This is a genomic window from Streptomyces cyanogenus, assembly GCF_017526105.1.
GTDB classification, from domain to species: Bacteria; Actinomycetota; Actinomycetes; order Streptomycetales; family Streptomycetaceae; genus Streptomyces; species Streptomyces cyanogenus.
The window spans coordinates 6,960,192-6,980,514 of the sequence record NZ_CP071839.1; the positions used below are offsets into that span (position 1 = coordinate 6,960,192).

Genomic DNA, 20,323 nt, shown 5'->3' on the forward strand with positions numbered 1-20,323 from the left:
CCGTGGCCGGCCAGCACATACGCATGCAGAACGCCTACTTCGGTGTCTCTGCAAGGAAAGCACCCCTCGCCGTCACTCTCGCCGCCCCGCAGGGCGAGCGCGATCCCGCGCTCCCGCTGCGCGGGCGTGAGGCGCTGGTCGGGCAACTGAGAGACGTGCTGGCCGGACACTCTCCCGACCGATTACTGGTGCTCTGCGGGATGGGCGGCTGCGGCAAGACCGCCCTCGCTCTGGAACTCGTCCATCACGCCCGGACGGCCGGCCTGTGCCCGGGTGGTGTGTGGTGGGTGGACGCACGGCAGGGCGCCACACTGGAGGCTGGTCTCCAGGCTGTGGCACGGCAGGCCGGGGCCACCCAGGAAGAGCTGGAAGCCGGCGATGTCGCCGATGCGCTGTGGCGCCGGCTGGAGGCTCTGCGCTCCCGCTGGCTGCTCGTCGTCGACAACGCAGACGACCCCGACCTGCTGAACGGGGCCGGCCGGCTGTCCTCCGAGACGGGCTGGATCCGCCCGCACGGCCACCCCACCGGACTGGTCCTCGTGACGACCCGCGATGCGTCGCAGGCGACCTGGGGACCCCGCGCCGTACTGCATCCGGTGACCGTCCTGCAGACCGATCAGGCAGCCGAGGTTCTCGTCGACCACACGAAGGGCCGAGCGGGCACGGTGCAGGACGCTCGGGCACTGGCCGACCGACTCGGCGGACTGCCCCTGGCCCTGCGTCTGGCCGGAACCTATCTCTCCGAGACCACCGCCACACCGCCGAGGTTCCGGGCGCCGGGGACCCCCGCATCGTTCAGCTCGTACGAGAGGGCACTGGCGTCCGGCCCGGACACCACCGGCCTGCAGGGGATCGTCGCGAGCGTCTGGGACCTGTCCCTGCAACTGCTCGAACGACGCCGCCTGTTGTACGCGCGACAGGTACTCGCGCTGCTCGCCGGCTTCGCCGACGCCGCCGTCCCCTACGACCTGCTGCTCGTTCCCGAGGCCATCGCCGGGGTCCGTTCGTTCGCAGGACTGGACGGTCCCGCGCTGTGGCACCACCTTCACTCCCTCAGCACGCTCGGGCTCATCGATCTCCTTCCCGCGTCACCGGAGAACCCGCTGCCGATCGCCCGCCTCCACCCTCTCGTGCGCGTGACGAACCGGACTCCGCAAGGAGTCGCCGACGCCGCGTTCCTGACACGGCTGGCGACTCGGGCCGACGAGGTCGATCCGCCGGAGTCGCCGACGACGTGGCCCTGGTGGGACGCACTCGGTCCGCACGCTCTGGACCTGCCGCGCCATTGCGCCGACGACCGCCTTCCCCTGGCAGAGCTCGTCGATTCCGCCGTCCTGGCCTGTCGGTATCTGATCGCTCGCGGACTGCACGACCAGGCCTTCCACGAACTCACCCCCCTCCTCGACAGGTGCCGCCGGGACCTGGGTGAGGAGCATCCGAGCACTCTCGGCACCCGCCACAGCCTTGCCGAGGTCCTGTCCGGGCTGGGAGAGCAGGAGGCTGCCCGGGCGGAGTTCGGGGCGGTGCTGGAGATGCGGCGCCGCGTGCTGGGTGAGGAACGCCCGGACACGCTCACCACCCGTCACGATCTCGCGGAGGTCCTGTCCGGGCTGGGTGAGCGGGAGGCTGCCCGGGCGGAGTTCGAGGCGGTGCTGGAGATCCGGCGCCGCGTGCTGGGCGATGAACACCTCGACACGCTCACCACCCGCCTCTATCTCGCCGGAATCCTGGTCGGCAGCTCGGGCCAGCGGGAGGCAGCCCGGGCGGAGTACGAGGAGATGCTACACATCGCGCGCCGGGTGCTGGGCGAGGAGCATCCCGGCACGCTCGCCGTCCGGCACGGTCTGGCGTGGGTCCTGGACGGGCTGGGTGAGCGGGAGGCTGCCCGGGCCGAGTACGAGGCGGTGCTGGACATCGCGCGCCGGGTGCTGGGCGAGGAGCACCCCAGCACCCTCACCATCCGCAACAGCCGCGCGTGGGTCCTGGACGGGCTGGGGGAGAAGGAGACCGCCCGGACTGAGCACGAGGCCGTGCTGCGGGTGCAGCGCCGCAAGCTGGGTGAGGAGCACCCCGACACGCTCGCCACCCGGCACGGCCTGGCGTGGGTCTTCGCCGGGCTGGGGGAGAGGGAGGCCGCCCGGGCGGAGTTCGAGGCGGTGCTGGAGATCGGGCGCCGCAAGCTGGGTGAGGAGCACCCCGACACCCTCGCCGTCCGGCACGGTCTGGCGTGGGTCCTGGACGGGCTGGGGGAGAACGACGCTGCCCGGGCGGAGTTCGAGGCGGTGCTGGACATCGGGCGCCGGGTGCTGGGTGAGGAGCACCCCGACACCCTCGCCGTCCAGCACAATCTGGCCTGGGTCCTGGAAGGGCTGGGTGAGAAGGAGGCTGCGCGGGCGGAGTTCGAGGCGGTGCTGGAGATCCGGCGTCGGGTGCTGGGCGAGGAGCACCCCGACACGCTCACCACCCGGCACAACCTGGCGTGGGTCCTGGAAGGGCTGGGGGAGAACGAGGCCGCCCGGGACGAGTACCGAGGGGTGTTGGAGATCCGGCGGCGGGTGCTGGGTGAGGAGCACCCCGACACGCTCACCACCTGGCACAACCTGGCCTGGGCCTTGGGCGGGCTGGGCGAGAAGGAAGCTGCCCGGGACGAGTACCGAGGGGTGTTGGAGATCCGGCGGCGGGTGCTGGGCGAGGAGCACCCCGACACGCTCACCACCCGGCACAACCTGGCCTGGGTCCTGGACGGGCTGGGGGAGAACGAGGCCGCCCGGGCGGAGTACGAGGGAGTGCGGGAGATCCGGCGGCGGGTGCTGGGCGAGGAGCGCCCCGACACGCTCACCACCCGCCACAATCTCGCCGGGGTCCTCGACGACCTGGGCCGGCGGGACGCCGCGCGGGCGGAGTTCGAGGAGGTACTGGAGATCCGGCGCCGGGTGCTGGGCGAGGAGCACCCCGACACGCTCACCACCCGCCGTTACCTCGCGTGGGTCCTGCTCGGGCTGGGTGAGAAGGAGGCTGCCCGGGTGGAGTACGAGGGGGTGCTGGACATCGGGCGGCGGGTGTTGGGTGAGGAGCATCCGGACACGCTCGCCATCCGGCACGGTCTGGCGTGGGTCCTGGACGGGGTGGGTGAGAAGGAGGCTGCGCGGGCGGAGTACGAGGGGGTGCTGGGGATCCGGCGGCGGGTGTTGGGTGAGGAGCATCCGGACACGCTCACCACCCGCCACAATCTCGCGTGGGTCCTGGGCGGGCTGGGTGAGAAGGAGGCTGCGCGGGCGGAGTACGAGGGGGTGCTGGGGATCCGGCGGCGGGTGTTGGGTGAGGAGCATCCGGACACGCTCACCACCCGCCACAATCTCGCGTGGGTCCTGGACGGGCTGGATGAGAAGGAGGCTGCGCGGGCGGAGTACGAGGGGGTGCTGGAGATCCGGCGGCGGGTGCTGGGTGAGGAACACCCGGACACGCTCACCACCCGCCACAATCTCGCCGTGGTCCTCGACGACCTGGAACTGTGGGATGCCGCGCGGGCGGAGTACGAGGGAGTACTGGAGATCCGGCGCCGGGTGCTGGGCGAGGAGCACCCCGACACCCTCGCCACCCGCGAGGGCCTCGGATGGGCCCTGGCCGGCCTGGAACTGTGGGATGCCGCGCGGGCGGAGTTCGAGACGGTCCTGGAGATCAGGCGCCGCGTCTTCGGTGAGGAGCACCCCGAGACCCTCACCAGCCGGGAGAACCTCGCACTGGTCCTGGGGGGCGGCACCGGGCTGTGGGACGCCGCCCGGGCGGAGTTCGACGCCGTCATGGAGATTCGGCGCCGGACATCGGGTGGGGGCCAGTCCGACACCCTCACCGCGGAGGACACGGTCTGACGTCCCGGAGTGCACACGCCCGCGCGGCCACGAGCGGTGCCGGCGCCGAGGGTGATCCCGGGGCGGTGCCGAAGGAGGCCTCCCGGTGCTGCGGCACCCGTACGCATCGATCAGGCTGGAGGCAGGGGAGTCCGCGGTGACGTCGGCACGGTGACTCCGGCACTCCTCCCCGGCTGGTTACTATGCTCGCTTCACGCCGGGCCGGAGCTGGCCGTCGAATGCAAGGCAAATGACCGGTGGGGGTCTTGGAAATGATGAGAGAGGTCACTGCGACCCGTTACGTCGAACCCCTGCCCTCCGGCGGCTCCGTACCCGGCGTCGTCGAGGCCGACGACCTGGGCACCTACGTCGTGAAGTTCACCGGCTCCGCGCAGGGCCACAAGGCGCTGGTCGCGGAGATCATCGTGGGTGAACTCGCCCGCGCGCTCGGCCTGCGCTTCCCGGAGCTGGTCCTCGTCCACTTCGACCCGGCCGTCGCCGCCGCGGAACCGCACCAGGAGGTGCGCGAGCTGCACAGCGCCAGCGCGGGCGTCAACCTCGGCATGGACCATCTGCCGGGCGCAGTGGACCTCACCCCGGAGATCGCCCGGATCTTCCCGGTGGACCCGCTGGAGGCGGGCCGGATCGTCTGGCTGGACGCGCTGACCGTGAACGTCGACCGTACGGTGCACAGCTCCAACCTGATGGTCTGGCCGACGTTCGGCACCGCGCCGCCACGGCTGTGGCTCATCGACCACGGCGCCGCCCTCGTCTTCCACCACCGCTGGGACACCACGGCCCCGGGCCGCAGGTACGACTTCCGGCACCACGCCCTCGGCCACTACGGCCCCGACGTGCGCGCCGCCGACGCCGAACTGGCGCCCCGCGTGACGGAGGAACTGCTGCGCGGGATCGTCGCCGAGGTCCCGGACGCCTGGCTGGCCGAGGACGCCGGGTTCGCCACGCCCGACGACGTCCGGGACGCCTACGTCGGCTATCTCCTGGACCGGGTCCGGCTCTCCCCGGAGTGGCTGCCCACCGACTTCCCGAGCCGGGAGGAGCTGGCGGCCGAGGAGGCCGCCCGCGCGGCGAGGACACAGGCGGGCCGCCCGGCCTGGCTGAAGCGGGTCCCGGACCTGCACGGCAAGCCGGCGGCGGAACAGGACTGGTCGGTGCACCTGCAGTGAGCGCGACCGAGTGGCCCGGGGAAGTCCCCGGCCACTCGGAGCGGCAGCAGGTCAGCCGCGCAGCTGCTGGTACGCCGGCAGGGTGAGGAAGTCGGCGTAGTCCTCGTCCAGGGACACCTTCAGCAGCAGGTCGTGCGCCTCCTGCCAGTGCCCGGCCGCGAAGGCCTCCTCGCCGATCTCCCCGCGGATGGCGTCGAGTTCCTCGGCCGCGACCTTGCGGGCCAGCTCCGGCGTGGCCCTCTCGCCGTTCTCGAACTCGACGCCGGCGTTGATCCACTGCCAGATCTGCGAGCGGGAGATCTCGGCGGTGGCCGCGTCCTCCATCAGGTTGAAGATGGCGACCGCGCCGAGCCCGCGCAGCCAGGCCTCGATGTAACGGATGCCGACCTGGACCGCGTTGACGAGACCGGCGTACGTCGGTTTCGCCTCCAGCGAGTCGATCGCGATCAGGTCGGCGGCGGCGACACGGACGTCCTCGCGCAGCCGGTCCTTCTGGTGGGGCTTGTCACCGAGGACCTTGTCGAACGACTCCATGGCGATCGGCACCAGGTCGGGGTGGGCGACCCAGGAGCCGTCGAAACCGTCGTTCGCCTCCCGGTCCTTGTCGGCGCGGACCTTCTCGAAGGCGATCCTGTTGACCTCCGCGTCCTTGCGGGACGGGATGAAGGCCGCCATGCCGCCGATGGCGTGCGCGCCGCGCTTGTGGCAGGTGCGGACGAGGAGTTCGGTGTACGCCCGCATGAACGGGGCGGTCATGGTGACGGCGTTGCGGTCGGGCAGGACGAACCTCGGCCCGCCGTCACGGAAGTTCTTCACGATGGAGAACAGGTAGTCCCAGCGGCCGGCGTTCAGCCCGGAGGCGTGGTCGCGCAGTTCGTAGAGGATCTCCTCCATCTCGTACGCGGCCGTGATCGTCTCGATCAGGACGGTGGCGCGGATGGTGCCCTGCGGGATGCCGACGTGGTCCTGCGCGAAGACGAACACGTCGTTCCACAGGCGGGCCTCCAGGTGCGACTCGGTCTTCGGCAGGTAGAAGTAGGGACCCTTGCCGAGGTCGAGCAGCCGCCGGGCGTTGTGGAAGAAGTACAGGCCGAAGTCGACGAGGGCGCCGGGGACGGCGCGGCCCTCGGCGTCGACCAGGTGCCGCTCGTCCAGGTGCCAGCCGCGCGGGCGCATGACGACGGTCGCCAGCTCCTCGTTCGGGCGCAGGGCGTAGGACTTGCCGGACCCCGGATCGGTGAAGTCGATGCTCCGGCTGTAGGCGTCGATCAGGTTGACCTGGCCGAGGACGACGTTCTCCCAGGTGGGGGCGGAGGCGTCCTCGAAGTCGGCGAGCCAGACCTTCGCGCCCGAGTTGAGCGCATTGATGGTCATCTTGCGGTCGGTGGGGCCGGTGATCTCGACGCGCCGGTCGTTCAGCGCGGGCGGGGCCGGGGCGACCTTCCAGGAGTCGTCCGCGCGGATCGCAGCCGTCTCGGGCAGGAAGTCGAGCGTGGAGGTGCGGGCGATCTCGGCACGGCGCTCGGCCCGGCGGGCCAGGAGTTCGTCACGGCGCGGGGTGAACCGCCGGTGCAGCTCCGCCACGAAGGCGAGCGCAGCGTCCGTGAGGACCTCCTCCTGCCGGGGCAGGGGCTCGGCGTCGACGATGGCCAGCGAGGACGGCGCTGGTGCGGACATGAGCTGTCACTTCCTTCAGCGGTGGCACCGGGTGCCTAGTGGCACGTACAGGGTGAAAAGCGCCGACGGTGGGTTCTGCCGCTCGACCGAAGCCGAGAGCTGGGAGGTCAGGCGCTTCTGATGCGTGGATACTAGTTTCCTCATTGTGGAACTTCAATGGTTTGTTGATGTCGAGATTCTCCGGGTCGAGGCAAGGTGGCGCCGAGTGCCACCTCCTTCACTCAAGGTGGCCCAGGTCGGCCTCGGTGTCGATGTCGTACGGCTCGGCGACGTCCGCGCACTCCACGAGCCGGATCTCCGCCTCGTGCGCCTTCAGGTAGGCCCGCGCCCCGCGGTCCCCGGTGGCGGTCCCGGCGACGCCCGCCCAGTGCGCGGCGCCGAACAGCACGGGATGCCCGCGCACCCCGTCGTAGGCGGCCGAGACCAGTGATTTCTCGTCCGCGTAGGCGCCGAGCACCCGGGCCACCGCGGCCGGTCCGATGCCGGGCTGGTCGACCAGGCTCACCAGGGCCGCCCGCGCCCCGGTCCCCATGAGCGAGGCCAGCCCCGCGCGCAGCGACGAGCCCATGCCCTCGGCCCAGTCAGGGTTGTCCACCAGCACGCAGTCGCCCAGCTCGGCCCGGTCGCGCACCTCGTCCGCCGCGGCGCCCAGCACCACATGGATCCGCCCGCACCCGGCCGCGCGCAGCACCCCGGCGGCGTGCTCGACCAGGGGCCGCCCCCGGTGCGGCAGCAGCGCCTTGGGCCGCCCGCCGAGCCGCCTGCCGCCGCCGGCGGCGAGCAGCAGCCCCGCGACATCCCGCTGAAGTTGCCGGTTGTCCGTCATGGATCCTGCATACCCGACCGCGGCGGAACCGGACGGCTTTCCGGTAGCGATTCCGTTGGGCTGAATTTCGGTCCGCCCTGTGGCGCTCCCGCACGGCGTGGCGTTTACTGACCCGCGCATGACGGCGTGCCAGGGGGGAGGGCTGTGTTGCGGAGCTTGGGGCAGAGGCCAGTGACCGGCAGCGACGAGGACCCGAGGGTGTCGGAACTGCGGACCGCGGTGTCCCGGCTGCGCCGCGAACTCGCCGCGTTACCGGCGGACTTCCCCGACCGGGCGATAGCCGAGGATGAGCTGGCGGCCCTGGCCGCGATGGCCGCGGGCGGCCTGCCGGAGATCCCGCGCCTGCGCAGCTCCCTGCTGCTGATCGCCGGCGCGATAGGTTCGATGAGCGCGCTGACCCGGGGGCTGTCGCAGGTGCGCGACGCCGTGGACCTGTTCGGCGAGCCGCCCCGGGCCTAGGGCCTGTCCGACATTTTGCGTCTGCCGCGCGACGCCATGCACGCGCTCTCGCCGCACCGGTCCCAGACCCGAGTACGTCCAGTACGAGGGCCTGGGGCCGGCACTCCCCCAGCCTCCGGCCGGGGGGACCCCCAGAGCACGCACCTGACGCCGCGCGGCCGCCCTTCGGGCGACGACGCGAATTGTCAGACAGGCCCAGGGGCTTCGTCCCGGTCTTGCCGGCGGCCGCGAAGCAGGGCGGCGGAACCGGAGCGCCGGGGCGCGGCCGGGCCGCCCCGGTCCCCGCACCCTGGCCGGCCATCGGCGCCGGCTGCCGCCCCGCGGCGGCCCGCTCGGCGGCGGTCCGCCGGGGGGCGTGGTCAGCTTTGGTTCTGGCTCGCCAGGGCGGCGGACAGCTCGCGGGCGATCTGCTGGAGCACCGGCACGATCTTCTCCGTGGCCGCCTCCGTGACCCGCCCCGCCGGTCCCGAGATGGAGATGGCCGCCGCCGTCGGGGAGTCGGGCACGGACACCGCGAGGCACCGCACCCCGATCTCCTGCTCGTTGTCGTCGACGGCGTATCCCAGCCGCCGTACGTCCTCCAGCGCCGCGAGGAAGCCCTCCGGCGTGGTGATGGTCTTCTCCGTGGCGGCCGGCATGCCCGTCCGGGCCAGCAGCGCCCGCACCTCGTCGTCGGGCACCCCGGCCAGCAGCGCCTTGCCCACACCGGTGGAGTGCGGCAGCACCCGGCGGCCCACCTCGGTGAACATGCGCATCGAGTGCTTCGAGGGCACCTGCGCCACGTACACGATCTCGTCGCCGTCGAGCAGCGCCATGTTCGCCGTCTCGCCGGTCTCCTCCACCAGCCGGGCCAGGTACGGCCGCGCCCAGGTGCCGAGCAGCCGGGCCGCGGACTCGCCGAGCCGGATCAGGCGGGGGCCGAGCGCGTACCGCCGGTTGGCCTGCTGGCGGACGTAGCCGCAGGCGACCAGGGTGCGCATCAGCCGGTGGATGGTCGGCAGCGGCAGCCCGCTGGCCGCGGACAGCTCGCTCAGGCCCACCTCGCCGCCCGCGTCCGCCATCCGCTCGAGCAGGTCGAAGGCGCGCTCCAGGGACTGCACCCCGCCTGCGGCGGAGGGCTTGGCGGAGTCGGTGGTGCTGGCGCTGGACGTCGGCACGGCGCGTTCCTTTCGGGGCTGGCGGCAGGGCAGAAGCCTACCCGGCAGCCGGTTGACTCCCCGCTTGTACGTAGCTACGTTCTGCCTGCTGGAATTCTAATTCCGCTTTATGGAAACGTCCAGAGTGGGCGCCGCTGTCCTGACGCCCGGAAGTGTGCCCCTTGACGGCGGAGATCCGGGAGTGAAGACTCCTTCAACAGAACGTTGAAATCCGTTACGTGGGTGTAAATCCCGTTTCCTGGACGTACACGGCGGTAGAGAGAGGGGTTCGGGTGTCCGACGCTGAACTGGTGCTGCGCTCCACGCGCGTGATCACTCCGGAGGGGACGCGGGCCGCCACCGTCACCGTGTCCGCCGGCAGGATCACGGCCGTCCTGCCGTACGACGCAGAGGTCCCCGCCGCGGCCCGGCTGGAGGACGTCGGCGACCACGTCCTGCTGCCCGGTCTGGTCGACACCCACGTGCACGTCAACGACCCGGGCCGCACCGAGTGGGAGGGTTTCTGGACCGCGACCCGCGCGGCGGCGGCCGGCGGTGTCACCACGCTGATCGACATGCCGCTCAACTCCCTGCCGCCGACCACCACGGTCGAACACCTGCGGATCAAGCAGGACGTGGCCCGCGACAAGGCGCACACCGACGTCGGCTTCTGGGGCGGTGCCCTGCCCGACAACGTCAAGGACCTGCGCCCGCTGCACGACGCCGGAGTCTTCGGCTTCAAGGCCTTCCTGTCCCCGTCCGGCGTGGACGAGTTCCCGCACCTCGGCCAGGAGCAGCTCGCCCAGTGCCTGGCCGAGATCGCCGGGTTCGACGGGCTGCTCATCGTGCACGCCGAGGACCCGCACCACCTGGCCGCCGCACCGCAGCAAGGCGGCCCGAAGTACGCCGACTTCCTCGCCTCCCGCCCGCGCGACGCCGAGGACACCGCCATCGCCAACCTCATCGCGCAGGCCAGGCGGCTGAACGCGCGCGTGCACGTGCTGCACCTGTCGTCCGGCGACGCGCTGCCGCTGATCCGCGCCGCCCGCGCCGAGGGCGTGCGGATCACCGTCGAGACCTGCCCGCACTACCTCACCCTGACCGCCGAGGAAGTCCCGGACGGCGCCAGCGAGTTCAAGTGCTGCCCGCCCATCCGCGAGGCCGCCAACCAGGACCTGCTGTGGGAGGCCCTGGCCGACGGCACCATCGACTGCGTGGTCACCGACCACTCCCCGTCCACGGCCGACCTGAAGACCGACGACTTCGCCACCGCCTGGGGCGGGATCTCCGGGCTCCAGCTCAGCCTCTCCGCCGTGTGGACCGAGGCCCGCAGGCGCGGCCACGGCCTGGAGGACGTCGTCCGCTGGATGTCCACGCGGACCGCCGCCCTGGCCGGCCTCGACGCGCGCAAGGGCGCCATCGCCCCCGGCCGGGACGCCGACTTCGCCGTCCTGGCCCCCGACGAGACCTTCACCGTGGACCCGGCCGGCCTCCAGCACCGCAACCGGGTCACCGCCTACGCCGGCAGGACCCTGCACGGCGTCGTGAAGTCCACCTGGCTGCGCGGTGAACGCATCGTCGCGGACGGCGCCTTCACCGACCCGAGGGGCACGCTGCTCACCCGCCCCCGGTAAGCCCCCCGCCCCCGCACCCGGCCGACTCCAGAAAGGACCCCCTGATCACCGTGACGGCGATACCCAGCTTCACCGGCGACGCGAACCCCTACGGAGGCGGCGACCCCTACGCGGACTACCGCACCGCCGACTTCCCCTTCACCCGGTACGCCGACCTCGCCGACCGGCGGCTCGGCGCCGGTGTCATCGCCGCCAACGACGAGTTCTTCGCCGAGCGGGAGAACCTGCTGGTGCCCGAGCGGGCCGAGTTCGACCCCGAGCACTTCGGCCACAAGGGCAAGGTCATGGACGGCTGGGAGACCCGCCGCCGGCGCGGCACCGGTGCCGGACACCCGTGGCCGGCCGCCGAGGACCACGACTGGGCACTGGTCCGGCTCGGCGCGCCCGGCGTGATCCGCGGGATCGTCGTCGACACCGCCCACTTCCGCGGCAACTACCCGCAGGCCGTCTCGGTCGAGGGCACCTCGGTACCCGGCTCCCCGTCCCCGGAGGAGCTGCTGGGCGACGACGTGAAGTGGACGACGCTCGTCCCGCGCACCCCCGTCGGCGGCCACGCGGCCAACGGCTTCGCGGTCTCCGCCGAGCAGCGCTTCACACACCTGCGGCTCAACCAGCACCCCGACGGCGGCATCGCCCGCCTGCGCGTGTACGGCGAGGTCGTACCCGACCCGGAGTGGCTCGCGGTCCTCGGCACCTTCGACGTCGTCGCCCTGGAGAACGGCGGCCAGGTCGAGGCCGCCTCGAACCTCTTCTACTCCCCGGCCACCAACACCATCCAGCCGGGCCGCTCCCGCAAGATGGACGACGGCTGGGAGACCCGCCGCCGCCGCGACCAGGGCAACGACTGGATCCGCTACCGGCTCGTGGCCCAGTCGCAGATCCGCGCCATCGAGATCGACACCGCCTACCTGAAGGGCAACAGCGCCGGCTGGGCGTCGGTGTCGGTCAGGGACGGCGACAACGGCGAGTGGACCGAGATCCTCCCGCGCACCCGACTCCAGCCCGACACCGGCCACCGCTTCGTCCTGCCGGAGCCGGCGGTCGCCACCCACGCGCGGGTCGACATCTTCCCCGACGGCGGGATCTCCCGGCTGCGCCTGTTCGGCTCCCTGACCGAGCAGGGCGCGAGCGGCCTCGCCGCCCGCCACCAGGAACTGGGCGGCTGATCCTCGCCCACCCGCGCGCGAGGGGCGACCCGGTCCGAACGGCACCGGGGCGCCCCGCGCACCGCCCGCACGGATGTTCCGGGCCGCCGGAACTCTTCTCCCCTCCCTTCGCGTTCTCCCCGCGTGACCCTTCAGCAAGAGATCGTCGGCAACGCCATGCAGATGGCGGTCGTCAACCTGCACCCCGGCCAGACCGTGTACTGCGAGGCCGGGAAGTTCCTGTTCAAGACGGTCAACGTGACCATGGAGACCCGGCTGTCCGGCCCGTCCGGCAACGGCGGGCAGCAGCAGAGCGGCGGAGGAGGCATGGGCGGCCTGCTCCGCCAGGCCATGGGTACGGCCATGCAGGTCGGCCAGCGCATGCTCGCGGGTGAGTCGCTCGCCTTCCAGTACTTCACCGCCGAGGGCGGCGAGGGCACGGTCGGCTTCGCCGGCGTGCTCCCCGGCGAGATGCGCGCCCTGGAGCTGGACGGCACGCGCGCGTGGTTCGCCGAGAAGGACGCCTTCGTGGCCGCCGAGTCCACCGTCGACTTCGGCATCGCCTTCGCCGGCGGCCGCACCGGCACGAGCGGAGGTGAGGGCTTCGTCCTGGAGAAGTTCACCGGGCACGGCACGGTGATCATCGCCGGCGCGGGCAACTTCATCGACCTGAACCCGGCGGACTTCGGAGGCCGCATCGAGGTCGACACCGGCTGTGTCGTCGCCTTCGAGGAGGGCATCCAGTACGGCGTCCAGCGCGTCGGCGGCCTCAACCGCCAGGGCATCATGAACGCCGTGTTCGGCGGCGAGGGCCTGTCCCTGGCCACCCTGGAGGGCAACGGCCGGGTGATCCTGCAGTCCCTCACCATCGAGAGCCTCGCCAACGCCCTGAAGAAGGCCCAGGGCGGCGACAAGCAGGGGCCGACCGGGGGACTGTTCTCCACCCACGCCGGCTGAACCGATGAGTTCCGGGCGGGTGCGGGGTCCAAGTCGACGACAGCGGACCCCGCACCCGGAAGAAGGCACCCGCCATGGGCAACCTCGTCTCCACGATCTTCGTCACGCTCGACGGCGTGTACCAGGCACCCGGCGGCCCCCAGGAGGACACCCGCGACGGCTTCGGGCAGGGCGGCTGGAGCTTCCCGTTCGCCGACGACGACTCCGGTGGGTTCATCACCGAGGTCTTCTCCCGTGCGGGCGGCTTCCTGCTCGGCCGCCGTACGTACGACGTCTTCGCCTCCTACTGGCCGAAGGTGACCGACCCCGCGCACCCGGTCGCCGGCAGGCTCAACGCCCTGCCGAAGTACGTCGTCTCCGCCACCCTCCGGGCACCGCGGTGGCCCGGCACCACCGTCGTCACGGGCGACCTGGTGAAGGAGATCACCGCCCTGAAGGAGCGCACGGACGGCGAACTCCAGGTCCACGGCAGTGGCGCCCTGCTCCGCTCCCTGCTGGACCTGCGGCTCGTCGACACCCTGCACCTGCTGACCTTCCCGGTCGTCCTCGGCGCCGGCCACCGCCTGTTCACCGACGGCGCGGTCCCCACCCGCTTCACCCACCGCTCCGGCCACGTCACCGGCACGGGAGTCTCCCTCCAGACGTACGACGTGGGGGACGGCCCCGAGTACGGCACCTTCGCACTGCCCGAGGCCTAGCGAGCCACCGGAGCCGTGACGCAGCGGGAACGGGCCACTCCAGCACGCGTGCCGCGTCCTGCGGAACCCAGGGGAAGGGGCCGTCGAGATCCTCATGGAAAACCCGCCCGTCATCGCGAACGCGACCACCCGGAAAGCCCTGGCCGAAGATCGCCGCCGCCGGTACGGTGAGCCCGACCCGTGCGAGCCGTCGACGTCTCCGCACCCCTGTCGGAGACCGGGAGAGCCGCACCCATGTCCTCGTTCGCCGTGCCCGCCGCGCTCGCGCCCCGCCGGGCCTGGCACACCGACCTGCCCGTCCTGCTCGTCGCGGTGTGCTGGGGCGCCAGCTACCTCGCGGCGAAGGAGATCACCACCGCCCGCACCGTACTCGCCGTCCTGGTGCTGCGGTTCGCGCTCGCGCTGCCCGTACTGGCCGTCGCCGGCCGCCGGGCCCTGCGCGCGCTCACCGGCGCACAGTGGCGCGGCGCGGCCCTGCTCGGGCTGATCCTCGCGGGGATCTTCCTGCTGGAGACGTACGGGGTGGTGCACACCTCGGCGACCAACGCCGGTCTGATCATCAGCCTCACCATGATCCTCACCCCGCTCGCCGAGGCCGCCGCCACCCGCACCCGGCCCACGCCGTCCTTCCTGGGCGCGGCGGCCCTGGCGGTGCTGGGCGTCGTCCTGCTCACCCAGGGCGCCGGCTTCACCCGGCCCTCCCTCGGCGACCTGCTGATGCTGCTCGCCGCGCTCGCCCGGACCCTGCACGTCCTCGCCATGTCCCGGATCAGGGCCGTACAGCACGCCGGCGCGCTGCCGCTGACGACGGTCCAGCTCGGCACCGCCGTCGCCGTCTTCGCCCTGCTGTCGGCCGCCGGGGGCGGCCCGGCGCCCTGGACGGTCGCGACGGGCCTCGGCACGCGGCAGTGGGCGGGGCTGCTGTTCCTGTCGGCCCTGTGCACGGTGTTCGCCTTCTTCGTGCAGATGTGGGCCGTCCGCCGCACCTCGCCGTCCCGGGTCAGCCTGCTGCTCGGCACCGAGCCGCTGTGGGCCGCCGGTGCCGGTATCGCGCTGGGCGGCGACCGGCTCGGCGCGCTCGGCCTCGCGGGCGGCGCGCTGGTCCTCGCGGGTACCGCGTGGGGCCGCCGGGCGGCAGGTTGACTCGCTGGAAACTCCTCGGGCCTGAAACCTTCAAGATCTTCCGCGACGCGGGGATGCGCCGCCGGCTCGTGACCCGGCTCAAAGCCCGGCTCAAGGCTCAGGGCAGCCGGATCGGGGCGGGCAGCAGGGCGCGGGCCGGCTCCGGACGCCATCGGCCCCCTCCCGTCACCCGGCCGAACGCCTGGTCGCCGAAGTGGAAGGCGAAGCCATGGGTACGCGGCGCGCCCAGCTCCTCAAGGAGGGTCGTCCGGGCCTTCAGCACCCCGTCGACGTCCACGTCGGGTCCGGACGGCCACTCCGGGTGCGCCAGCTGCGCCGGGGTGTGGAAGGCGTCGCCGAACACCAGGATCCGCCGCCCTCCGGCAGCCGAGATCACATACGTGGTGTGCCCGGGGCTGTGGCCGGGCGTGATCAGCGCCGTGACGCCGGGCCACACCTCGTCGCCGTCCTCGAACCGGTGCAGCACCCGCGACATCGGCACCATGAACCCCTCCCACGACGGCGCGCCCACCTCCACCTCGCGGTTCCAGAACGGCTCCCACTCGGCCCCGGCCACGAGGTAGTCGGCGTGGGGGAACGCCTTGCGCGGCGGCCGGTCGCGCCCGGTGAGGAAGCCGAGGCCGGTGTGGTCCGTGTGGAGGTGGGTGAAGGCCACGGTGTCGATGGAGTGCCGGGACACCCCCAGTGCCCGCAGGGTGCGCAGCAGCGCCCCGCCGCGTGAGACGCCCAGCGAGGGCGAGAGCACGTTGGCGCCGAGGCCCACGTCGATCAGCAGCCGGCGCCCGTCACGTTCGACGAGGAGACCGCCCGCCGAGGCGGCGATGCGACCCGAGGGTGCCAGCGCCTCGGGATGCTCCTCCCAGTAACCGGCGGGGACGGCGGGCAGGAAGCCGGCCCGGTCCAGCTCCATGGCCGCGTCGACGACATAGGTGAGCCGGACGTCCCCCACGGTGAGGGTGCGCACGGCCGACTGGTCGCCGAGCGCTCCGATGGACCGGTCACGCCGGCGCGCGGCGTGAGCCTGCGGGACGGCACCGGCGAGGGGCACGGCCAGGGCCGCGCCGGCGACGAACGCGGTGCGCAGCAGACCGCGCCGCGAGGGGACGGCAGTGCCGTCATCGGGCTCGTGCATGGCGAGGACTCCTTTGTTCGCTTCGGGTACGGCGTCCTGACGGCTCTTCACGGAGCCAGCAGGTTCGCGGGGTTGGTCCGGGTGACGGCCGCGATCTCCGGGCCCGTGAGCTGTGCGGCCCGGAACCATTGCGCGCTCAGGCCGAGCCACTCCTTCACGCCCGGCTGATCGGGCTGTCCGAGGTCGGAGCTGAACACCACCCGCGGGTGGGCGCGCACGACCTGCCCGAGGTGCCCGGCGTCGCGGTGCCCCAGCAGCAGCGTCAGCGCGGTGATCTCGACGTACAGGCCGGGCACTTCGCGCAGATCGGTGAGGTCGTCGGGGGTGAAGCCCGACATGGGGTGGGTGGCGTGCGTGAGGAGCAGGCGCGGCACGCCGAGGCGTACGGCCTCGTCCACGACGCGCAGGGCCGCCTCCCGGTCGCAGTGCCCGGTCGCCACGGCGACGGGCAGGTCGCGGGCCGCCCGCAGGACCTCGCGCACGTCCGGGCGCAGTCGCCCGTCGGCGTCGAGGACCCCGGAGGCTCGCCACCGGCCGGTGTCGAGCAGCGGGTGGAAGGGGGTGCGGCGCAGGGCCGAGGTATGCGCGGGGCCGGTCAGCGTCGGCAGGTGGACGACGAGGCGGGCGGGGCTGTCCGGGCCGTGGGCGTAGACCGCCTGTTCCACGGCCCGGGGCCGGACCCCGCCGGCCAGTTCGTTCAGGACGAGCGTGCCGGAGACCGGCAGCCCCTCCTCGCGGGCCTCCCAGGCGCGGGCGGCGGTAGAGGTGAGATGGCTCTTGAGGACGACCCAGCCGCCGGCCTCCGCGTACGCACGGCCCGCGCCGGCCGAGGTGAGGCGGCGGCGGTACAGATCGGGGCCCGCGTGGTAGTGGACGTCCACCACCACGCGTCCCGCCGGCTCAAGCATGGCCGGGCCGGGCGCCGCCACCGTCCCAGGGCCTGGCGTAGCCGAACCGGCGCCGGGCCTCGTCGAGGCGCAGGCCCGCGCCGACCGCCTCGGCGATCGCGCCCTCGGTCCGCTCCACGCGTTCCGCCCGGTCCGCGACCTCGGCGGCGTGCTCGGCCGGTACCACCAGGGCCCCGTTGTCGTCGGCGACGACGATGTCTCCGGGCCGTACGGTGACGTCCCCGATGACGACGTCCCGTCCGGTCGCGGCGAGCTCCACCCGGTTCTTGCCGCTGACCATGGTGACGCCGGTGCTGAACAGCGGGTATCCGGCGGCGCGGATCTCGGCGATGTCGCGCGCCGAGCCGTGCAGGGCGGTGCCGCGTATACCGCGCCGCTGCGCCAGCCTCGTCAGCAGCGAACCCCAGTTGGTGCAGGTGGTGCTGCCGCCGTTGTCGACGACCACGAAGGACCCCTCGGGTACGTCGTCCAGGTAGTTGGCCGCGTTGCGGAAGCCGGTGCCGTCACCGTCGACGGGCCGGTAGGTCACGGTGAACGCGCGGCCGGCGGCGCGGGCACCGGGCACGCGCGCGGCGATCTGGGCGAGGACGCCGCCGACCCCCAGGCTGTCCAGCGCGTCGGAGACGGACGCGGTGTCGAGACTGGCGAGCCGCGCCACCACGTCCCTCTCGGCGCAGGACTCCTCGACGTCGGCCCCCTCGGCGCCGGACTCCCGGGAGCGCTGGGCCAGTTCGTCGGCGACGGCCTGCGCGACCTCGCGTGTGCCGCTGGTGCCGCCCATGTCGTAGGTGACGGCCGTACGCCGGGTGGCGACCGTGCGCACCGCCGCCCTGAGTTCGTCGGCGGGGACGGACAGGTCCAGGTGGTCGAGCATCTGGGCCACGGCCAGCATCATCGCCATGGGGTTGGCGCGGCCCTGTCCGGCCATGCCGGGAGCGCTGCCGTGCACGGGCTCGAAGTAGCTGCCGTGGTCGCCGATGTTGCCGCTGGGGGCGAGGCCGAGGCCGCCCATGACGCCCGCGCCGAGGTCGGAGAGGATGTCGCCGAACATGTTCTCCGCGACCAGCACGCCGAACCGTTCGGGCCTGCGCACCATCCACAGGGCGACCGCGTCGACGTTGAGGATCTCGGTCTCGATGTCGGAGTAGTCGGCCGCGACCAGTTCGAGGCGTTCCCGCAGGTGGTTGCTGCTGTGCCGGAGCACGTTGGGCTTGTCGACCAGGGTGAGCCGGGTGTAGCCGCGCGATCGGGCGTGGGCGAATCCGTACCGCAGCAGCCGGTCCATGCCGAACTCGGTCTGCAGGCGCAGCGTGACGCTGGTCGCCCCCGGGCCGGACACCTGGGCGTTGGGGTGGCCGCCGACCACGTTCCACAGGGCGTCGTCCACGCCGTGGAAGTCGAACCCGGCGTACAGGCCCTCGGTGTTCTCCCGGATCACGGTGAAGTCGAAGCGCCCGTCGGCCAGGTCGGCGACCGGGCGGACGTTGGCGTACAGGCCCAGCCGCTGGCGCAGCTGGATGACGGGGGAGACGAAGGTGAGTCCGGTGCCGCGCAGGCCGTCGGGGAGTTCGGCCTCGGCCTCGCGCAGCGGCTTGCTGGTGATCGCGCCGAGCAGGCAGGTGTCGGTCTCCTCCAACAGCTTCCAGGTGCGCTGCGGGACCGGGTCGCCCTCCTGGCGCCAGCACTCCCAGCCGATCTCGCCGAAGCGCAGGTCGAGGGGGAGGCCGAGCTGGTCCACGACGTCCAGGGCCGCGGACGTCACCTCCGGTCCGATGCCGTCGCCGGGCAGGACAGCGACGCTCTTCATGTGAGTCCCTTCTGTCGCAGGAAGGATCCGACCAGGGCGGACACTTCCGCGGTGCGTTCGAAGTGGGGGCGCATGCCGGCCCCCTCGATGACGGCCACCCGGTGGTGCGGTGCCGCCGCGGTGTGGCGCTGGGTGACGAGCTGCGAGTGGCTTCCGACGATCTGCAGCAGCGGACCCGGGTGGGCCCGCACCGCGTCGCTCACGTCGATGCCGCGCAGCATCCGCAGTCCGGCGGCGAGCCGGCGCCCGGCGCTCGGATCGTGCGGTGCGGGACCGTCGCCGGCCGGGTCGGTGCGGTGGCCCCGCGGCTGGACGCGCCGGTTCAGCAGGGCCAGGGCGGCGTCGGAGCGGCCGCCCGCGGCCAGATCGGCGATCTCCGTGAGCCTGGCCTCCAGGAGGGCGTCGCTGCGGGCCGGCCCGGAGACGAGCAGCGCCGCCGTGCCGGGGGCGAGGTCCGGGAGCAGGGCCTGGGCCAGCGCGCCGCCCAGCGCGTTCCCGCACAGGAGGTCCACGGGGCCGAACCGGGGGAGCAGCGTCCGCCAGCGGGCCGCGAAGGAGTCCAGCGAGTCGGTCTCCTCGTCCCACGCGGCGAGCGTGTCGACGACGGTGACCCGCAGGCCCGCGCCGGCCAGCACCCGGGTGACGGGCGTGAAGAACGCTCCACCGTCCCAGCGCGGGGTGACAGGGGCGAAGACCAGGGCGTGCGCCGGGCCGGCGGGGGCCTCGGGGTCGGAGACCGGGGCGTGTGCCGGGCCGGCGGGGGCCTGGGGTGCGAAGACCGCCGCCGGCACAGCGAGTGGGGCCTGGGTCACCGGACGGTGGCGAGGGTGCGTGCGGTGGCGATGCCCTCACGGTGGCTGCCGCCCAGCAGGTCCTTGCGGTGCTCGACCGGCAGGTCGTAGCGGCCCAGGACCAGGTCGGGCAGCGGCAGGGAGGGGGTGCCCTCGGGGATGGTGGCCAGGAGCAGGTCCGCCAGCTCCAGGGCCGGGCCCAGGTGGAGGCGGGCGGCGGACTCGGGGTCGGTGCGGTCCAGGTGGGCCAGCCACTGCTCGGCGATGAGGTTGCCCGGGCCCTTGCCCATGCCCTGGATGGAGGAGTCGATCCAGGTGGCGCCCGCGGCGACCGCGCTGATCGCGTTGGCCAGGGCGAGCCCCAGGTTGTTGTGGGCGTGCAGACCGACCGGGCCCCCGGTGACCGACTTGGTCAGCGTGGTGAGGTCGGTGGTGTCGACGGGGGAGAGGCTGCCGTTGGAGTCGGCCAGATAGACGCACTCGGCGCCGGCGTCGGTGGCGGCGGTCGCCACCTCGACGATGGCCCGGCCCGACCACTTGCTGATCCGGGCGAAGTTCACGCCGACGGTGAACCCGACGTCCTTGGCCTGCCGTATGTACTCAAGGCCGCGTTCGTAGCCCTGGGACGGCAGGATGATGCGGACCAGGCGGGCCCCGGCGGCGTACATGGCGGGCAGGTCGTGCTCGGTGATGTTCTTCGGGTGCAGGATCATCGCCACCCGGCCGGCGCCGATCTCCCGGGCCACGGCGGCGATGAACTCGTCGTCGCCGCGGCCGGTCAGCCCGAGGTTCGGGATCGGCAGGAGCGAGCCCTTGCGGTAGGCGATCTCGACCCAGTCGAAGCCGGACTCGACGCTGAGCCGGGCGTGCTTGAGGGCGTAGTCGAGGGGGAAGTTGAAACCGTTGCGGTACCCGCCGTCGCGGAGGGTGACGTCGATATTGACGATACTCATGGTTCCTCCAGGTGAGTTCGGG

16 protein-coding genes are annotated in these 20,323 nt (G+C 72.8%); 8 read left to right on the forward strand and 8 right to left on the reverse strand.

Annotated elements, in window-relative coordinates; translation table 11 throughout:
* The first annotated feature begins 23 nt into the window (after nt 1–23).
* Both fxsT and S1361_RS31235 read left to right on the forward strand, forming a co-directional pair.
* On the forward strand, nt 24–3,869 hold the full coding sequence (gene fxsT / locus S1361_RS31230; RefSeq protein ID WP_208035229.1) for an FxSxx-COOH system tetratricopeptide repeat protein: 3,846 nt from the start codon (nt 24–26) through the stop codon (nt 3,867–3,869).
* Nucleotides 3,870–4,120: 251 nt separating this feature from the next.
* Complete coding sequence (locus tag S1361_RS31235; RefSeq protein WP_208036848.1) at nt 4,121–5,035, forward strand: HipA family kinase; 915 nt, start codon at nt 4,121–4,123, stop codon at nt 5,033–5,035.
* Nucleotides 5,036–5,086: 51 nt separating this feature from the next.
* Here the strand turns inward: S1361_RS31235 and aceB are convergent, their stop codons facing one another.
* Nucleotides 5,087–6,712: a malate synthase A gene (aceB, locus tag S1361_RS31240; RefSeq protein WP_208035230.1), complete on the reverse strand. Its 1,626-nt coding sequence runs from the start codon at nt 6,710–6,712 to the stop codon at nt 5,087–5,089.
* 217 nt (nt 6,713–6,929) lie between these two features.
* Nucleotides 6,930–7,538 carry a nucleotidyltransferase family protein gene (locus tag S1361_RS31245; RefSeq protein ID WP_208035231.1) on the reverse strand — a complete coding sequence of 203 codons (609 nt, stop codon included), beginning with the start codon at nt 7,536–7,538 and terminating at the stop codon, nt 6,930–6,932.
* 144 nt (nt 7,539–7,682) lie between these two features.
* On the opposite strand from S1361_RS31245, the gene S1361_RS31250 reads away from it, so the two are divergent.
* Nucleotides 7,683–7,997, forward strand: coding sequence for a DUF5955 family protein (locus S1361_RS31250; RefSeq protein WP_208035232.1), 315 nt, complete (start codon nt 7,683–7,685; stop codon nt 7,995–7,997).
* A gap of 359 nt (nt 7,998–8,356) precedes the next feature.
* On the opposite strand, the gene S1361_RS31255 is transcribed toward S1361_RS31250, so the two are convergent.
* Complete coding sequence (locus tag S1361_RS31255; protein ID WP_208035233.1) at nt 8,357–9,154, reverse strand: IclR family transcriptional regulator; 798 nt, start codon at nt 9,152–9,154, stop codon at nt 8,357–8,359.
* A 272-nt stretch (nt 9,155–9,426) separates the two neighbouring features.
* Between S1361_RS31255 and allB the strand changes: the two genes are divergently transcribed.
* The 5 genes from allB to S1361_RS31280 all read left to right on the forward strand — a co-directional run bounded on the left by allB (nt 9,427) and on the right by S1361_RS31280 (nt 14,710).
* Nucleotides 9,427–10,767 (forward strand): allantoinase AllB, encoded by a 1,341-nt coding sequence (gene allB, locus S1361_RS31260; RefSeq protein WP_208035234.1) that lies wholly within the window; start codon nt 9,427–9,429, stop codon nt 10,765–10,767.
* A 50-nt stretch (nt 10,768–10,817) separates the two neighbouring features.
* Complete coding sequence (gene alc, locus S1361_RS31265; protein ID WP_208035235.1) at nt 10,818–11,933, forward strand: allantoicase; 1,116 nt, start codon at nt 10,818–10,820, stop codon at nt 11,931–11,933.
* Nucleotides 11,934–12,056: 123 nt separating this feature from the next.
* The gene (locus tag S1361_RS31270; protein ID WP_208035236.1) at nt 12,057–12,869 is read left to right on the forward strand and encodes an AIM24 family protein; all 813 of its coding nucleotides are present in this window, start codon (nt 12,057–12,059) and stop codon (nt 12,867–12,869) included.
* Nucleotides 12,870–12,943: 74 nt separating this feature from the next.
* The gene (locus S1361_RS31275) at nt 12,944–13,567 is read left to right on the forward strand and encodes a dihydrofolate reductase family protein (protein ID WP_208035237.1); all 624 of its coding nucleotides are present in this window, start codon (nt 12,944–12,946) and stop codon (nt 13,565–13,567) included.
* A 234-nt stretch (nt 13,568–13,801) separates the two neighbouring features.
* Nucleotides 13,802–14,710 carry a DMT family transporter gene (locus S1361_RS31280; protein ID WP_208035238.1) on the forward strand — a complete coding sequence of 303 codons (909 nt, stop codon included), beginning with the start codon at nt 13,802–13,804 and terminating at the stop codon, nt 14,708–14,710.
* Between the two features lie 97 nt (nt 14,711–14,807).
* Here the strand turns inward: S1361_RS31280 and S1361_RS31285 are convergent, their stop codons facing one another.
* From S1361_RS31285 to S1361_RS31305, 5 genes are read right to left on the reverse strand one after another with little or no spacing between them, the layout of a single operon-like run.
* Nucleotides 14,808–15,842 carry an MBL fold metallo-hydrolase gene (locus S1361_RS31285; RefSeq protein ID WP_208035239.1) on the reverse strand — a complete coding sequence of 345 codons (1,035 nt, stop codon included), beginning with the start codon at nt 15,840–15,842 and terminating at the stop codon, nt 14,808–14,810.
* A 47-nt stretch (nt 15,843–15,889) separates the two neighbouring features.
* The gene (locus S1361_RS31290; RefSeq protein ID WP_208035240.1) at nt 15,890–16,750 is read right to left on the reverse strand and encodes a DUF6282 family protein; all 861 of its coding nucleotides are present in this window, start codon (nt 16,748–16,750) and stop codon (nt 15,890–15,892) included.
* Nucleotides 16,743–18,557, reverse strand: a complete 1,815-nt coding sequence (locus S1361_RS39450; protein WP_243769364.1) for an isocitrate/isopropylmalate family dehydrogenase — start codon at nt 18,555–18,557, stop codon at nt 16,743–16,745. Before S1361_RS39450 ends, S1361_RS31290 begins: the two co-directional genes overlap by 8 nt.
* A complete protein-coding gene (locus S1361_RS31300; protein WP_208035241.1) occupies nt 18,554–19,369 on the reverse strand; it encodes an alpha/beta fold hydrolase in 816 nt (271 codons plus the stop codon). The genes S1361_RS39450 and S1361_RS31300 overlap by 4 nt, the downstream gene beginning before the upstream one ends.
* On the reverse strand, nt 19,366–20,301 hold the full coding sequence (locus tag S1361_RS31305; RefSeq protein WP_208035242.1) for a beta/alpha barrel domain-containing protein: 936 nt from the start codon (nt 20,299–20,301) through the stop codon (nt 19,366–19,368). The genes S1361_RS31300 and S1361_RS31305 overlap by 4 nt, the downstream gene beginning before the upstream one ends.
* Between the last annotated feature and the right edge of the window lie 22 nt (nt 20,302–20,323).

Coding starts and splice junctions, on each gene's coding strand:
- fxsT (WP_208035229.1), top strand. CDS start 24: ATGCAGAACGCCTACTTCGGTGTCTCTGCAAGGAAAGCACCCCTCGCC.
- S1361_RS31235 (WP_208036848.1), top strand. CDS start 4,121: ATGATGAGAGAGGTCACTGCGACCCGTTACGTCGAACCCCTGCCCTCC.
- aceB (WP_208035230.1), bottom strand. CDS start 6,712: ATGTCCGCACCAGCGCCGTCCTCGCTGGCCATCGTCGACGCCGAGCCC.
- S1361_RS31245 (WP_208035231.1), bottom strand. CDS start 7,538: ATGACGGACAACCGGCAACTTCAGCGGGATGTCGCGGGGCTGCTGCTC.
- S1361_RS31275 (WP_208035237.1), top strand. CDS start 12,944: ATGGGCAACCTCGTCTCCACGATCTTCGTCACGCTCGACGGCGTGTAC.
- S1361_RS31280 (WP_208035238.1), top strand. CDS start 13,802: ATGTCCTCGTTCGCCGTGCCCGCCGCGCTCGCGCCCCGCCGGGCCTGG.
- S1361_RS31285 (WP_208035239.1), bottom strand. CDS start 15,842: ATGCACGAGCCCGATGACGGCACTGCCGTCCCCTCGCGGCGCGGTCTG.
- S1361_RS31290 (WP_208035240.1), bottom strand. CDS start 16,750: ATGCTTGAGCCGGCGGGACGCGTGGTGGTGGACGTCCACTACCACGCG.
- S1361_RS39450 (WP_243769364.1), bottom strand. CDS start 18,557: ATGAAGAGCGTCGCTGTCCTGCCCGGCGACGGCATCGGACCGGAGGTG.
- S1361_RS31305 (WP_208035242.1), bottom strand. CDS start 20,301: ATGAGTATCGTCAATATCGACGTCACCCTCCGCGACGGCGGGTACCGC.